Source organism: Methylobacterium nigriterrae, assembly GCF_037106235.1.
In the GTDB taxonomy this organism is placed as follows: Bacteria; Pseudomonadota; Alphaproteobacteria; order Rhizobiales; family Beijerinckiaceae; genus Methylobacterium; species Methylobacterium nigriterrae.
In genome coordinates this window covers 1-13899 of sequence record NZ_JBAWTG010000119.1, presented here as the reverse complement: position 1 = coordinate 13899, position 13899 = coordinate 1, and the positions used below count along the sequence as shown (strand labels likewise).

The window sequence follows — 13899 nt, the reverse complement described above, 5'->3', positions numbered from 1 at the left end:
GTGCCATCGCAACCCGCTACGAGAAGACAGCTTCAAGCTTCATGGGCGTTCTCTCGCTCGCAGCCGCTCTGGACTGGCTCAAGAGCTAACAGGCCGTAGGACCGGAAGGCCACAGGTCGTGTTCTGCACCAAAGGATCCTGAGGCCCTGCCGGCAATCGGGCCGTCCCGCAACTCCCGCTGCGCGCCGAACATTCAGGTCCGCTTGCGCAGGACGTGGCGCTCCAGCAGGAGGCCGAGCGTCAACGAGGTCAGGGCGAACAGGACGATGTAGAGGTAATCCACCTCGACCGCGAGATCCGGATAGTAGCCGAGCCGCACCCACTCGACGATCTGCAGGGCCGGGTTCCACTTCAGGATCTCGTAGATCTGCTCGGGCAGATAGTTCGGCAGGATGAACACCCCGCTCGAGATGTACAGGACGATCCCGAACAGGGCGTAGCCCATCAGCCATGCGGGGAAGAACGAGGCGATGCCGACATTGATCGTGCCGATGCCGATGCCGAGCAGGATCGCGGTGCAGTAGCCTCCCATCGCCATGATGGGATCGGCCGGGCGCGGGTCGACGCCGATTGCCAGGAGGATCAGAAAGACCAGCATCAGCCCCAGAAAGCCCGTGACGATCTCGACCAGGATGCGGGCGAAGATCACATCGAAGTTCTTGACCTGCGGATAGTAGGTCAGGGGCTTGTTCATCAGAACGGCCTTCATGACCTCCCGAGAGATGTACTGGAAGATCAGCACGGGCACAGCTCCTGTGGCGAAGAACAGCGCCCGGCTGTCGCCGAGCGGCGCCGGCACCTTGCGGAAGACGTAGATCGCCACGAGGATGAAGGTGTGCACGACCGGCCAGAGCACGACGACGCCGTAGCCGAGATAGGAGCCGCCGAAGCGTGTGCGCATGTCGCGCAGCATCAGCGCGTGGAGCACCTGCAGGTAGGCATCCATCCGCCGACGCGGCGACGGCGGCAGGAAGGTTCGCGACACTCGATCGTCCATGAGGTTTCAGGGCCTTAGAGAAGGGTCCTGACCCTGACCTGCACCGCGATCGGGTCTGAATTATGAACAGCGCCCCCGCGAGGGGAGATTGATCACCGCGCCCCGCCTTCGGACGCGGCTCGGCGCGCCTCGAGGCCGGCGGCATCGGGCAGATAGCCGTGATCGTCCATCCAGAGCAGGACCGCCATCGCGCCGAGGAGGCAGGCGAGCGCGGTCAGATGGTAGCCCTGCTCATGCCATCTGCAGGCAAGGACCGTCGCGATCAGGAAGGCTGTGACGAGCAGGTAGAAGGCCATCGGTCTCCTCGCATCTCAGCTTGCCTCGAATCGGAATCGCATACCACGAACGAGCGCGCGGCCGCCGCCGATCGGACTTCCGCGGCATCGCAGCCCCTCAGCTCCGCGATGTGACCTCTGCTCCCACCGTACCCACGACCTAAAGCGGTCCCCGATGCTCGGAGCAGAACGACGGGCATCACCCGCCTCATGGCCCGGCTCGGCATCGACCCTGCTCCCAGTGATTATCGAAGGCCGTCGGATTTGACTCTGGGGGAGGCACGTTTGCCGTCTGCCTCAGAAACGCAGAGGCGAGTGTGGTCCACGGGGTGGCAATCCGCGCCGTTATTGCGGGGACGGCCGAGTTGCGCTGTCCGGCATACCGCGGCACGCCAGGACGCGTCGCAGCCTCGGCGGTCGCCTCGGCATCGCGGTCGTCGTTCTTCTGCAGCATGACGGAGAACTGGCCGGCAGTCTGCTTGATGCAGGTGACGCATGGTCGGGCGCCGGTGGTCAGGATCCACAGGCCGATCCCGAGATCAGACGCCGCGCGACGCTTCCGGCGTCCGCCCATCGCGGGCAGATCGCCCGTTGCCGAAGCGCGTGATGGATCTCCTCGACCGACGTATCTCTCTCGGGGACCGGGCTTTGAATCGGATCGACCGGCAAGGTTCGCAAACAGAAGGCGTTAACCTTAACGTTCTGACCAAGCGCGAAGTAATCCACAGCCCAATCGAAAGTTCGACGACAATCGTTCGCCGAACCCTTGACCTTGCGAATGCACCGCGACATCTGTCACGGGTCGGACAAGGCATTCCGGCGTCGAGTCAAGCGCTCGACGAGCGGCTACCAGCGTGAGTTGCAATCACGCCGGCAGCCTGGCCACGCACCACTCGGTTCAGGAGTGAACATGGTTACCTCCCTTTACGGCGAGCCCGGCTCGCCGTGCAACGCCCTGCCGCCTGTTTTCTCGGCGGCGTTCGCGCCCGCCCTGCCGGAGCGGCCCACCCCGCGCCGCACCCCGCCGGCGCCGCAGCCCCTCGTCACCGCCTTCGAGCGGGACCTCCTCCTCGACGCCGTCGCCGAGACGGGCTCGGCCGAGCTCGGCCACCTCGTCGGGCTGCTGCCCAACCACCCGCGGCCGCTCTCGGCCGTCGTCGCGCTGATCGACGCGGGCGACCTCATCCTCGACGTCGCGGCGCCCTTCGACGCGAGCATCCGGCTCTGGCACGGCCGGCCGCAAGCCTGCTGAGCCGCACGCACGCGAACTCGACCGGGTAACGCCCCGGCCGCGCCCGAATTGGGGCGCGGCCGCCGCCAGCGCGCCCTCCCCTCACCGCCATCCTCGTTTCCGGGGACCGGACCCGCATGGCCGGGCCGTCCCCTGCCCGGAGTGCATCTCGATGCAAACCCGTTCCATTCCCATGCCCAGCCTTATCGTCAGCGAGCCGATGCCGGGCACGAGCCTCCTGCAGTTCGAGGACGGCGTCACCCGCGCCGTCGTCCTGTCCGCCGCCTGGAAGGACCTCAACCACGTCCGCCGCTGGATCGACGAGGCCGGCCTCGCCGCGGTCTACGTTCTGGCGGGCCGGTGCGACGGGCAGCGCGCCATCCGCATTGGCGAGGGCGCCAAGCTCCGCGCGCGCCTGGCCGACCACCTCAGCAACCCCCAACTCGGCTTCGTCACGGAGATCTACGTGCTGGCGAGCGAAGCCTTCACCAAGGCGGCGGTGGTGCGGCTGCAGGAGCGCCTCACCGACCTCGCGCTCGCCGACGGCCGCGCCCGCCTCATCGCCGGCTGCGGACCGCTCCGGGGCTTCCCGCTCTCGCAGCAGGAGCGGCAGAGCCTCGATCTCGTCCTGCTGTTCGGCCTGCACATGCTGAACGTGGCGGGCTGCCGGGCCTTCGCGCCGCTGCGCCTCGACGCGCCGGCTGAGCCGAAGCGGCCGCGGCGCTGAGGCCCGCTCCGGCCTGAGGGCGCATCAACACAGTCAGGCCACAGCGCCGGACCCCGGTCGGGTCCGGTGCGCCCCCGGAATCCCCGATCCCGTGTCACGCCGCCGGTCTGCCCGGACGGCGATCGCCGGAGTGCGTTCGCATGCCCCATCCCGCCCTCTCCTCCCTCGGTCAGCGCAGGGCGTGGGCTCCGCCCCTCGCCCGCGAAAGCGCGACGCCGACCGTCACCGACGTGCAGCCGCCGGTCCTCCCGCTCGACCGGCGGCTCGACTGCCTCATCGACGCGCTGCCGGTCAGGCGGTGCAACCCGGGCCCCCGCCTCATGCGGGCGATCCGGCAGATCGACCCGGCGCGCAGCCTCGTCCTGCGCGCCATCCGTCTCGCCGATGGCCGCCGCGTCGACCTCGTGGCCCTGCCGCGCTCGCTGCAGGCCGACCCTGGCTGCGTCGCGGCGCTCCGCACCCTGCAGGAGCGGCGGCGGCGCTGCGGCCGCCCTTTGCGGCTGATCCGGGAGGAGGTCGTCGACCGGGAGCCGCGCCTCTCCAACGCCCAACTGGTCGGGGGCTGCCGGTGGACCGGCCTCACCCCGCGCGGGCGCCAGGCCCTGCTGCGGCACCTGCGCGAGCGCGGCGGCTCGGCTTCCCTTGCCGCCTGCCTCGGCTGCCTCGCAGGAGAGGCTGACCCGGCCGGAGCGATCCTCGCGCTCGTGGCCGGCAAGGTCCTGCAGCTCGATCTCGACCGTCCGCTCGGCCCGGAGAGCTGGGTCCGCCTCGGACCGTTCCTGCGCGCCAGGGCCTGAGCGCCCCCGCGTTCTCCGCCGCGGCGCCCCCGCCGCGGTGCCGCCCGCCCCTCCTGAACGGAAACCCGCCCGAATGACCGAATCCGCGCGCGCCAAGCCCTCCCGCCCCGAAGCGCCGCCCGGCTCCCAGCCGTCCGAGGCGTCCGATCGCGACCGCCCGGACGCAGCGCCCGCGCTGCCCGACACCGGGGACGATGACCTCTCCGATCCGCTCCTTGGGCTCTTCGGGGAAGCCGCCGACGCGAGCCGGACGACGCGGCCCGCGCCGCGCAATCCCGCGACCCTCATGGCCGAGCTCGCTCTCGGGGCCGCCCTCGGTGCGGCCGGGCGCCGGCTTCTGCGTGCCGGCAGCGGCACGGTCGTGCTGATCCAGGTCCCGAATGCCGCCTGGGTCGATCCGGTGGCCGCGGTGGTGGAGCGGGATGCGGCCGCCGGCGTCACCGTGCTGCGGGGGCGGGCGAAGGCCCGCGATCGCGAGTCTCTGGCCCAGGAGGTCAACGCGGCCGTGACGCGGGGACGGCTTGTCGTCGGGATCGCGACGGGGCCGGAGCAACTGCCGCGGACCCTGCGCAGTGCGGCCGATTTCAGCGTCGCGCTGACCGCGCCCGACGTCGCGCTGGTCCGGCGCGCGATCCGGCGCTTCACGGGTCGCTCGGCCGTGCGCTTCTCGGCGCGCGACATCGCGGGGCTCGATCTCGACGAGATCGCCGCGGCGATGCGGCCCGGCTCGGGGCCTGCCGCCATCGTCGCGCGGCTGCGGCGAGCCGCGGCCAGCTCCGCGCAGGCTCCCGGAGACGGGGGCCTGCCGCCCCTGGAGAGGCTCTCGGGCTACGGCGAGGCGCATGCTTGGGCCATGGACCTCGTCGTCGATTTCGCGCGGCTGCGCGCGGGCGAGCTCCGCCCGGGCGAACTCGAAGGGGCGATCTTCTCCGGCATCCCGGGCACCGGAAAGTCGACGCTTGCCCGGGCGCTGGCGCGCGCGGCCGGCGCGCCGCTCATCACGACGAGCGTTGCCGAATGGATCGCGGGGTCGAGCTACCTCGAATCGGTGCTGAGCCAGGCCAACGCCTTCTTCGACGCCTGCCTCGCGCAGGCGCCGAGCATCGGCTTCATCGATGAGTGCGACGCGCTGCCCAACCGTTCCGCGCTGCAGGATCGCGACGCACCCTGGTGGGGGACCGTGCTCACGAATGTGCTCCTGCGCATCGACGGGCTCCGGAGCTCGGGCAAGGGATGCGTCCTGATCGCCGCGACGAATCATATCGAGCGCTTGGATTCGGCCCTGCTGAGGCCGGGCCGTTTCGACCGCAATTTCGTGATCGCGCCGCCGGATGAGGCGGCCCTCGCGACGATCCTGCGCAACCATCTCGGACCCGATCTCGCCGGGGCCGACCTGTCCGAAGTCGCCCGGCTCGGGCTCGGCGGCACCGGGGCCGACGCTGTCGGCTGGATCCGCGCCGCGCGCCGGCGTGCCCGCCGAGAGGAGCGAGCCCTCGCGCTCGACGACCTTCTCTCCGTCATGCGCCCGCCCGAGACGCGGCCGTCCGAGTTTTTGCGGGCGGTCGCCCTGCACGAGGCTGGGCATGCTATCGCGGCGACCCGGCTCGGGCTCGCAGTCGAGCGCGTCTCCGTCGAGCCGCGCGGGGCCGCCGCCGGCTGGACGCAGCTGCGCCGGATCGAGCGCGTGCCGACCCGCGCCCTGATCGAGGCGCAGGTCACCGAGATCCTCGCCGGCCGGGCCGCCGACATCCTGCTCGGCACTGGTGCGCATGCCGGGGCGAGCGCGGATCTTCGCATGGCGACGAACCACCTCGTGGCTTTGCGCGCCGCCCACGGGCTCGACGCGACGCTGAGCTTCCGAGACCAGGCCGCCGACGCCGGCGCGCTGCTCGCCCGCGACCACGGCCTCGCCCGGAGCGTCGAGGCGCACCTGCAGAGATTGATGCGGGTGAGCCTGGCGCTCGTCGCGGACAATCGCGCCGCGATCCTGAACCTCGCCGACCGCCTGCTGGAGCGCCGGGTGATGACCGGAGCCGAGGTCGAGGCCGTGGCGAGGGCTCACCCGGCGTCCGGCGGCGAGGCTCCGCCGGCACCGAACCGCCTCCGGCAGACTGTCCTCCCAATCGGCAGGCGCGGCTCGCGGCCGTGCCCCATCCGGTCCGACCCGACCGGATAAGTGCCGCTCGCGGGCATCCGCGCCCGGAGAAAGCGTGGGCCGGCCGCGCGCGGCCGGACCCACGGAGTGGACGTCGAGCTTCCCAAGAATGGACGAAACATCATGATGCGGCCGTCGCGCCTGGAACTTCATCTGCAGATCGACGACGCGGTGCGGTGGGAGGCGGCGCTCGCGGCCTTCGATCGGCTGACGGCCGGCAACGGTCCGGACACAGCCGAGCTCGCCGCGGCGCCCATCCTCTCGGGCTGGCGCCGAAGCCTGGTGCCATGCCTCGAACCGGTGCTGATCGGACAGGTCGCCGAACATCCGCGCCTGCCCGGGCAGCGACGCGTCGCCACCTCGCGCCTGCTCGCACTGGATCCCGATCGGGGTTGGGCGCGAACCGTCAGCCGCTGGTACCGGCTGGGGGAGTCGGAGGTGTAACGACCGCGCAGGCCGGGCCGGCTCCGCGGCGGCTGGCCTGGTCATCGCGCAAGGCGCACGCGTTCCTCGCTCGACTTACGTGACGCACGTGATCCGACGTCGGTGCGGATTGCACTCCGGGCGACCTTGGACAGAATGGCATCGGCGCGGCTCCGACGTACACCGTGTGCGTGTCCGGGTCGGCCACATACATCTCGTTGGCTTCGCGCAGACGGTATTCGGTGATCGCAAGCCTTGAGCAGCTCATCAATGGTAGGTTGCGATTCGGCCATGCCCGGAGGGTAAGCGAGGCTGCGATCGGGCGACAACATCGACACCGATCAGCTCTGTTGCGAGCTGTCGCCTCAGCCGGTCCGCGGCGAGAGGCTCGGCCCCGCTGTGTACCTGCCGGGTTGGGACGCCGCTGATCCACGCTTTCTGGATCACAGCCACCAGCGCCTTCTCGGACATCTTCCGGGCCTCGAGGAAAGGTGGAAAGTAGGTTCCCTGCCGCAGCTCGGAGAGGCGCAGCTGCAGCGTGCCGAGCCGAGAGTCGAGAGCCCGATCGCGGAAGCCGTTGCGGTAGGTCTGTCGGTCTTGCGTGCGCTCGTGACGTGCGGCGCCCATCACGCCTTCTATGTCCGCATCCATTAGCGACTGCAGCACCGCCTCGGCCACAGCGCGCGGGAAGCCCGCGTCGCCGACCTTGGCAAGCAGTTCAGCCAGCGGCAATGAGGTCTCGGGCATCGGATCTCCTGTTGGTTCGGGAACGCGGCTCGCAACTCGACCCTAGACTGCCGATCCGATGACCATCCCGCTTTACGTCCTCAAGGATGCAAAATTCCCACTACCCCCGCAGACGCTACCCGCGACGGTCGCGACGTACAGTCAGGCCGGAATGATCGGCACCACGATAGGTCAGACCATCAGCCGGACACGGGCGGCGAATGTCGGGGAGAAGGCGTCGGCGAGCGTCGGACTGCGAGGTGCCCGTAGCGCAAGCTCAGAGCGGGTCAGAGAGGCGGACAGGTAGTCCACGAAGGATGAGTGATGCCTAAGTGATTCGATGGACAGCGGGGCTACTCTGCCGGCTTAGCCGTCAGTATTGCACGGTCGCCCGCACGCCGAGCACGAGCGCGTTCTTGACCCGCCGCCCATCCGGATCACGCGGATTGGGGATTCCGGCACCCGGCCGCAGGATGACTTGCACGTCCGGCTGCACGGTGAAGCCCGGCACCACGAGTGCCTGATAGGTCGCCTCGATCACGGTCTCGGCCTTGCGCACCGGCATCGCTTGGCCGGTGTAGCGGATCGCGTCCCGATCAGCCCGCCGCGCGTCGGCGCTGATGTGCGCGTAGCCCACCCCGATGCCGAGCGTGTCGCTGTCGCGCCCTGGGATCAGGCCCTTATAGGCCAGACCTGCGTCGACATAGTAGTCGATCAGGCTGCTGCGGGTCGGCGAGACCGAGGCCCGCACGAAGGCGCTGAGACCCTCCTCCTCTCCTTTGCCCGGCTCGCGGTAGAGGGTCTGGTCGAGAATGCCGTAGATCCCGGCATTGCCGCGAAGTCGCCGCGCGATGCCGGTCGAGGCCGGATCAGTGAGAGAACGCCCGCTGGCATCGAGGCGCAGATCCTCGTAGCGGCCGTAGTTCTGCCAGCCGCCCAGCGTCACCGTGCCCGGCAGGGTCGTGGGGTCGCCGTCCGTGTTGTAGGCGTAGGCCGCCTCCGCGATGACGAGAGCCGGATCATGCGTGCGGAAGTTCGTGCCGGTGCGATTGAGCCGCTGCGCCTCGGGATCAGGGCCGAACTGGTTCGCGCCGGCCGAGTCGCCGTCGAACAGACCGACCTGCAACGAGAACTTGTCGTCGGGCGTGTACTTGGCGCGGATCGCGGGCGTGGCCAGCGGGTAAGCCGGGCCGCCGCTCGGCAGGTTCAGGCCGGTGATCGCCGGCCAGCCGAAGGTGGAGTTCACAAACAGCGTCGCGGTCTGGCTGACGATGAACTCGGTGTCGGCCGCAAGCTGGCCTCCTCTGATCGCGAGCTTGCCGTCGAGAAGCTTCTGATCAAACCAGAGGACGTAGAGGCGCGTCGCGGGCAGCGCCTCGATCACGCTGGTGGTGAGCAGGTTGCCGACATAGTAGCGCGACAGGCCGGTGCCGTGGATGAAGTAGGCATTCGTGTGAATCGTCGCGCCTTCCCAGCCGACGAGCCGCTCAAGGTTGAGGTTGAGGCGCAGGTTCAGCCGATCCTCGGCAATCGCGCCCTGCCGGATGCCGCCGACCGGGTTGCCGAGCACGTCGGCGATGTAGGTGAGGCTGTACTCGATGCCCCGCTGCTTGAGGACAGGTCTGATGCCGAGCGGGTCGCCGAGCGGCCCGAGATAGGGCTCGACCGAACTGACGTAGCCGCCCGAGGCTTGGCTCGTCGTCTCGGGCTGGGCGATGGCGGTGCGCGGGTCGTCGCCCGCGCCGCGGAAGCGCGGAAAGGCCAGTTGCTGCGCCTGTGTCGATCCGCCGAAGAGGCACAGGGCCAGCGAGAGACAATGCCGACCCATCACGCGACGCAGGCAGCCATCTCGTCTGTCTCGGCCGGCGGGAGCGCGGCGAGCGGCTGTCAAGAACGAAACCCCGGGTTGCGGTGGAGCGGGCAGGTCCGGCGGGAGCTTAGCACGGGTGCGGGCCACCTGAGCAGTTCCTCGGCCTCGCGCTGCTCGCGAGGCGCGCGCATACCGGGGGCGCGTATGGTGCCGTAGTGAGGGAGCGGATCTCCGGCCGCAGGGGGCACCAAGCTGTAAAATCGGAGAAACAACCGAGCGCTATGTCTCCTGGGCCCTGATAGACCCAGGAGGTTACGACCACCATGAAGCGTCTGATTGCCGCCGGCCTCGGCGCCGTTCTCGCCAGCAACGTCTGCTGGGCTCAATCGGCACCCGGAGATTCCTCGAACCCACCGCCTTCAGGAGGCCTCGCGCAGGACGGTGGTGGCCGATCCGAGGGGCCGCGACGTGGGCAGCCAGATGCAGGCGGGGAGCGCGATGGCGGTTGGCATCATCGCCGTCCCTTCATGATGGGCATGAAGGGCGGCCATCTGCGTTTCCGTCGCGGCGAGACCGGGATCGACTTCAAGTGCGCCGCCGATGACAGCACCAAGGCGTGCGTCGATGCCCTGATGCCACTCGTGGACAAGCTGCTCCAGGTCCGCTGAGCGGAAAGACAAGGCAAGAGCGCCGCCTCAGTTTTGCCAAGCCTCCTCCGCCAAATGCTCAAGCCAGCACCACAGAACCAGTCTACGGCGCCGGCATGAGGGCCACGCGCTCCAGCCGCGTAGACGGCCGCAGCGCACGGTCTCTGCCACACGCCACGGATCGAGGTCTCACGATGCCGCTGCACCTTGATGCACAGATGCCGAAGACGACCCGTGGCTACGGCTACAAGAAGACCGTCTGGGGCATCGCGGCCGGCATCCTGCTGCTGGCTCTTGTCGAAGCAGCCTGGGCCCATGCCATCGGCTCGAAGGATCTGCTGAAGGACGCCTCAGGCTTCGGCTACGACATAGCCCTCAACGCGGTTGCCGCCTTCGTGTTCGGCCGTGGCGCACGCGCCGAGCGCCTGTCGGCCTTTGTCATCGGCGGTCTGCTCGCCGCCACCGGCATCGACGCCCTCGCCGATCTATGGTCGGATATTCAACACCCGGACGCCAGCAGTGTCGGGGAGATCGTCACCTCCAACCTCGTTGGCGTTGCGGTCGCTTGTTTTGCCGCCGCCGCTCTGGTCCGTTTCCGCAACGATGCGAATCCGCTGATCCAGGCGACGTGGCTGAACGCGCGCAACGATGCGTCCGCTGCGGTGCTGACGGCCGTCCTGGGCCTCCTCGCCCATATGGCTCCGGTTCGCTGGCCCGAATACGCGCTCGATCTGATCGGGGTGATCTTCTCGTTCCAGGCCGCCGCGACCGTGCTGCGGGCGGCGTGGCGCAAACTTGAGACGTCACCAGAGGCGGAGGTCTGGACCGACACCGCACTCAGTCCAGTCGATCGTTGAGCCGAGCCTGGCAAAGCCAACGTGGATGCGCGGCGCGCCCTGTGCCAGCCTCATTCCCGTCATAGCATTGCTGTTTAGGATGCCGCGCGTTCCGGCTTGAGCCCTCATGCCGGGCATGCAAGCGTCGCGGGACGGGTTCGACCTGTACCGTGTCAAACCTCGGGACAGAGAGACCCCGCCACTCCGCAGGCCCACAGCCGGTTCCAGCATGGACCTCCTTCGGCAGACGAGCGTGAGCGCCTATCGCGCCAGAATGGCGAGACGCGCGCTCCGGAGGGCGACCTACGATGCTGTGGCCAATCGGCAGATCGGTCTGTTGGCTGCAACCGCCGCGTTGCTCGTGATCTGCCCGGACGCTCCCTTGCTGGATGAAGCGCTCGGCGGCCCGGCGGCCGTGTCCGCCGTAGCCGCTCCCGCAGCCGACGTGGCCATTCCGCGCATCTTTGCGACGACCGCGATGGGAGGTCCCGCCCACGCGTACGTGCAACGCACTTCGGCCACCGGCAGCACGGTTCGTTTCGAGGCATCCGCATTTCAGACCATCGAGCAGGCATGGTCGGCCGCCTTCTTCGGCGACAAGCAGCGCATGGCCGAGTTCATCGCACACTCGGCCGTGATCAACGGGCTTCCGGTCGCGTTCCTCACGCACCTCCTGCGCAGGGAGAGTGGACTGGACCATCGAGCGGTCAGCCGCGCAGGTGCTCAAGGTGTCGCTCAGTTCATGCCGGCCACGGCCAGCGAGCGCGGCCTCATCGACCCCTTCGATCCTTTCGAGGCGATCCCGAAATCGGCCGAACTGCTGAAGGAGTATCGGACGCGCTTCGGGAGCCTCGGGCTTGCGGCGGCGGCCTACAATGCTGGCCCGCAACGGGTCAAAGATTGGCTCGCCGGCCGCTCCGCCCTGCCGAAGGAGACGCGCGCGTACGTCTCCACGATCACCGGCAGATCGGCGGACGATTGGCGTCAGAACGGGGAGAGCTACGCCCTGGCGGAACCTTGGCTCGGGCCGGCTCGAGACTGAGGCTCGGCGGCGCGCTCACGCAATCCGGTAGGGAGACCCGATCCGATGCTCATGGGCCGCGCCTCCAAAACAGCGGTCGTGGCGGCCATCGCGCTGCTCCTCAGCCTCGTCGCCTTCGGCAACATCACGGATGACGGGGCCAACCTGCCGTTCGTGCAGCACGTCCTGGCGATGGACACGATCTTCCCGAGCGCCACCATCCGCTACCGCGCCATCGAGGCGCCGGCCCTCCAGCAGACCGCGTACTTGCTGATCGTCGCCGTTGAGGTTGTATCGGCGGTCCTGTGCTGGTTCGGGACCGCTCGCCTGCTCCGGCACCTCCGGGCTCCGGGAGCGGTCTTCAACCGGGCCAAGAGCGCGGCCGTTTCAGGGCTCACGCTCGGCTACCTGCTGTGGCAGGTCGGACTGATCGCCATCGGTGGCGAGTGGTTCGGCATGTGGATGTCGCACGAATGGAACGGCATCGAGAGCGCGTTCCGCTTTCTCGTGATGACCCTCGGCGCGCTGATCTACGTCAGCCTGCCGGACGGCGACATCCCTGAAAGCGCGGCTCATTCCTGACGGTACTGTCGGCGTCTCGCGCGAAGGCCGGCTGATGCCCGGAGCCGGACATCTTCGTTCTGCTGCCCGGTGGCCGCCTGCGCCGGTCTATCCGCCCTCCGAGGCCTGAGGAGACCCGATGCCTCCGCTCGGCCGCGAGGGACGGCTCTCCTCGTCTCGGCTTCGGAATGACTTCCGGAGCAGAGCCGAATCGGCCGCGATCCGACACGAATCAACCTGCAAATCAGGCCCCGGCTCGCTGCTTCCAGCCCATGCAGCGTCTCGGTAACCCCGCTTCGTTCGGCCGGGGGCAGTCTCCTTGCGCGTATCAGCAGCGTCACACAGCCGTTGTATGGGCTCGCCGTCTGTGCGAGGTAGAAGCGTCCGTACAAGGCCCGACGGGAGAGCCCAGGCCGGCGTGAGCCGGTTATGGCGTCGTGGAGCGACCGCCCCCGGAAGCTCCAAGGCACAATCCCGCAGAGTTGGACGATCTGGAGTGCGACGCTTCGTGCGTCCCAGACGTGTTGGATCTGCCCTCGTGAAGGCAGATTTGGCCCGCAGGTACCCGCGACAGAGGGGGGCAACCGGAATGCTTCTTGCCGGCATTCCGTGGCCCGCCTATCGAGGGAGAACGCCTTGCACTCGGACGATTCCGACTACGTGCTCGACCCACCAGACAAGGGCTGGAACTACGAGCCGTCTCGGGCTGAGCTGTTCAAGCAGATCAAGTCGCCGGCCTACACGACCGACGCGGATGGCTGGCTGACCTACTACAACGAGGCGGCGGCCGATCTCTGGGGCTACCGGCCCGAGCTCAGCAAGACGCGCTGGTGCGGCTCCTGGCGGATCTTCACGGTGGAAGGCGCTCACCTGCCGCTCGACCAGTGCCCGATGGCCGTCGCGCTGAAGGAGGGGCGGGCCGTGCGCGGGGTGCAGGCCGTGCTGGAGCGGCCGGACGGGACGCTGATCCCCTTCATGCCGCACCCGACGCCTCTGCGGGATGCATCGGGCGCGGTCCTGGCCGGCTCCAACGTGCTTCTGCCGCTCACCTCACCGACCGGCCCCGTGCCCTTCGACCTACCCGGCGACGCCTGGGCTGGGGCGCTGCCCGCCGATCTGCCGGATGGGCTCGAACTCGATGACCTGACCGGCTGCCTCCAGATGACGCTGGCCGCTCAGGCCGACGTGGAGTTCGGCTTCCGGATCGACTGCGAGCGCCTGGAGACATGGTCCGGTTCGGAGGCTGAGAAGGAGCGCATCGTCCGCCAGCTCGAGGGCAAGCGGCAGAGACAGTGCAACCTGCTGCAGCAGCGGCTCGACCTGCTGCAGCAGCGGGCCAGGGAGATTATGTCGCGCGATCAGATCGGCGGAGCGGCAATCGAGACTCTGATGCTCGATCCTCGCAACATCCTTCACTGAGGCCGCCCGCCAGCGGCTCACCACAGCGGGCTGTGCCTCGTCCAGGGGGCTATTGCTGCACCTCGGGTGAAGCGCTGCCCTGCACGAGGGCTTCGCTCGCGATGAGCGCCGCTGCTACGGACGGTTCAACCTGCACCGTATCTGAGCTTGGTGCAGCCCCATCGGCGAGCCTCGGCACGAACTCTCCCGCCGGCGAGGCGGCGTTCTGCTCCATGAAGGCGGTGATTTTCGGCGCGATCTCGGCCCGAAAGCGCGAGCCGTTGAAGATGCCGTA

At 68.9% G+C, this 13899-nt stretch carries 13 protein-coding genes and 3 pseudogenes; 11 read left to right on the top strand and 5 right to left on the bottom strand.

Translation table 11 applies throughout. From position 1 onward, the window contains the following. Nucleotides 1–89: pseudogene (locus WDW90_RS29690) on the top strand (IS5-like element ISMex42 family transposase); the annotation flags it as partial. A 104-nt stretch (nucleotides 90–193) separates the two neighbouring features. Here the strand turns inward: WDW90_RS29690 and WDW90_RS29685 are convergent. Beyond that, nucleotides 194–946, bottom strand: coding sequence for an ABC transporter permease (locus WDW90_RS29685; protein WP_336491094.1), 753 nt, complete (start codon nucleotides 944–946; stop codon nucleotides 194–196). A gap of 143 nt (nucleotides 947–1089) precedes the next feature. Beyond that, nucleotides 1090–1293, bottom strand: a complete 204-nt coding sequence (locus WDW90_RS29680; RefSeq protein WP_336491093.1) for a hypothetical protein — start codon at nucleotides 1291–1293, stop codon at nucleotides 1090–1092. A gap of 889 nt (nucleotides 1294–2182) precedes the next feature. Between WDW90_RS29680 and WDW90_RS29675 the strand changes: the two genes are divergently transcribed. The 5 genes from WDW90_RS29675 to WDW90_RS29655 all read left to right on the top strand — a co-directional run bounded on the left by WDW90_RS29675 (nucleotide 2183) and on the right by WDW90_RS29655 (nucleotide 6626). Then, nucleotides 2183–2524, top strand: coding sequence for a hypothetical protein (locus WDW90_RS29675; RefSeq protein ID WP_336491092.1), 342 nt, complete (start codon nucleotides 2183–2185; stop codon nucleotides 2522–2524). A gap of 172 nt (nucleotides 2525–2696) precedes the next feature. Next, nucleotides 2697–3230: a GIY-YIG nuclease family protein gene (locus WDW90_RS29670; RefSeq protein WP_336491091.1), complete on the top strand. Its 534-nt coding sequence runs from the start codon at nucleotides 2697–2699 to the stop codon at nucleotides 3228–3230. Between the two features lie 140 nt (nucleotides 3231–3370). Continuing rightward, nucleotides 3371–4027: a hypothetical protein gene (locus WDW90_RS29665; RefSeq protein WP_336491090.1), complete on the top strand. Its 657-nt coding sequence runs from the start codon at nucleotides 3371–3373 to the stop codon at nucleotides 4025–4027. A gap of 73 nt (nucleotides 4028–4100) precedes the next feature. Further along, nucleotides 4101–6203, top strand: coding sequence for an AAA family ATPase (locus tag WDW90_RS29660; protein WP_336491089.1), 2103 nt, complete (start codon nucleotides 4101–4103; stop codon nucleotides 6201–6203). Nucleotides 6204–6269: 66 nt separating this feature from the next. Continuing rightward, nucleotides 6270–6626: a DUF6634 family protein gene (locus WDW90_RS29655; protein ID WP_336491088.1), complete on the top strand. Its 357-nt coding sequence runs from the start codon at nucleotides 6270–6272 to the stop codon at nucleotides 6624–6626. Nucleotides 6627–6947: 321 nt separating this feature from the next. Here WDW90_RS29655 and WDW90_RS29650 read toward each other — a convergent pair. Continuing rightward, a pseudogene (locus WDW90_RS29650) lies at nucleotides 6948–7352 on the bottom strand (transposase); the annotation flags it as partial. 352 nt (nucleotides 7353–7704) lie between these two features. Continuing rightward, a complete protein-coding gene (locus WDW90_RS29645; RefSeq protein ID WP_336491086.1) occupies nucleotides 7705–9159 on the bottom strand; it encodes a carbohydrate porin in 1455 nt (484 codons plus the stop codon). A 509-nt stretch (nucleotides 9160–9668) separates the two neighbouring features. Here WDW90_RS29645 and WDW90_RS29640 point away from each other — a divergent pair. The 5 genes from WDW90_RS29640 to WDW90_RS29620 all read left to right on the top strand — a co-directional run bounded on the left by WDW90_RS29640 (nucleotide 9669) and on the right by WDW90_RS29620 (nucleotide 13625). Continuing rightward, nucleotides 9669–9809: a hypothetical protein gene (locus tag WDW90_RS29640; protein WP_336491085.1), complete on the top strand. Its 141-nt coding sequence runs from the start codon at nucleotides 9669–9671 to the stop codon at nucleotides 9807–9809. Between the two features lie 173 nt (nucleotides 9810–9982). Next, the gene (locus WDW90_RS29635; protein ID WP_336491084.1) at nucleotides 9983–10645 is read left to right on the top strand and encodes a cation efflux transmembrane domain-containing protein; all 663 of its coding nucleotides are present in this window, start codon (nucleotides 9983–9985) and stop codon (nucleotides 10643–10645) included. A gap of 232 nt (nucleotides 10646–10877) precedes the next feature. After that, nucleotides 10878–11666 (top strand): lytic transglycosylase domain-containing protein, encoded by a 789-nt coding sequence (locus WDW90_RS29630; RefSeq protein WP_336491083.1) that lies wholly within the window; start codon nucleotides 10878–10880, stop codon nucleotides 11664–11666. A gap of 45 nt (nucleotides 11667–11711) precedes the next feature. Continuing rightward, on the top strand, nucleotides 11712–12227 hold the full coding sequence (locus WDW90_RS29625; protein WP_336491082.1) for a DUF2165 family protein: 516 nt from the start codon (nucleotides 11712–11714) through the stop codon (nucleotides 12225–12227). A gap of 615 nt (nucleotides 12228–12842) precedes the next feature. Continuing rightward, complete coding sequence (locus WDW90_RS29620; protein ID WP_336491081.1) at nucleotides 12843–13625, top strand: PAS domain-containing protein; 783 nt, start codon at nucleotides 12843–12845, stop codon at nucleotides 13623–13625. Nucleotides 13626–13674: 49 nt separating this feature from the next. Here the strand turns inward: WDW90_RS29620 and WDW90_RS29615 are convergent. Next, nucleotides 13675–13899, bottom strand: a pseudogene (locus tag WDW90_RS29615) (polyhydroxyalkanoate depolymerase); the annotation flags it as partial.

Bases quoted from the DNA above. Each gene is read 5' to 3' on its own strand.
- WDW90_RS29685 (WP_336491094.1), bottom strand. From the start codon at position 946: ATGGATGCCTACCTGCAGGTGCTCCACGCGCTGATGCTGCGCGACATG.
- WDW90_RS29680 (WP_336491093.1), bottom strand. From the start codon at position 1,293: ATGGCCTTCTACCTGCTCGTCACAGCCTTCCTGATCGCGACGGTCCTT.
- WDW90_RS29675 (WP_336491092.1), top strand. From the start codon at position 2,183: ATGGTTACCTCCCTTTACGGCGAGCCCGGCTCGCCGTGCAACGCCCTG.
- WDW90_RS29670 (WP_336491091.1), top strand. From the start codon at position 2,697: ATGCCCAGCCTTATCGTCAGCGAGCCGATGCCGGGCACGAGCCTCCTG.
- WDW90_RS29665 (WP_336491090.1), top strand. From the start codon at position 3,371: ATGCCCCATCCCGCCCTCTCCTCCCTCGGTCAGCGCAGGGCGTGGGCT.
- WDW90_RS29660 (WP_336491089.1), top strand. From the start codon at position 4,101: ATGACCGAATCCGCGCGCGCCAAGCCCTCCCGCCCCGAAGCGCCGCCC.
- WDW90_RS29645 (WP_336491086.1), bottom strand. From the start codon at position 9,159: ATGGGTCGGCATTGTCTCTCGCTGGCCCTGTGCCTCTTCGGCGGATCG.
- WDW90_RS29640 (WP_336491085.1), top strand. From the start codon at position 9,669: ATGATGGGCATGAAGGGCGGCCATCTGCGTTTCCGTCGCGGCGAGACC.
- WDW90_RS29635 (WP_336491084.1), top strand. From the start codon at position 9,983: ATGCCGCTGCACCTTGATGCACAGATGCCGAAGACGACCCGTGGCTAC.
- WDW90_RS29625 (WP_336491082.1), top strand. From the start codon at position 11,712: ATGCTCATGGGCCGCGCCTCCAAAACAGCGGTCGTGGCGGCCATCGCG.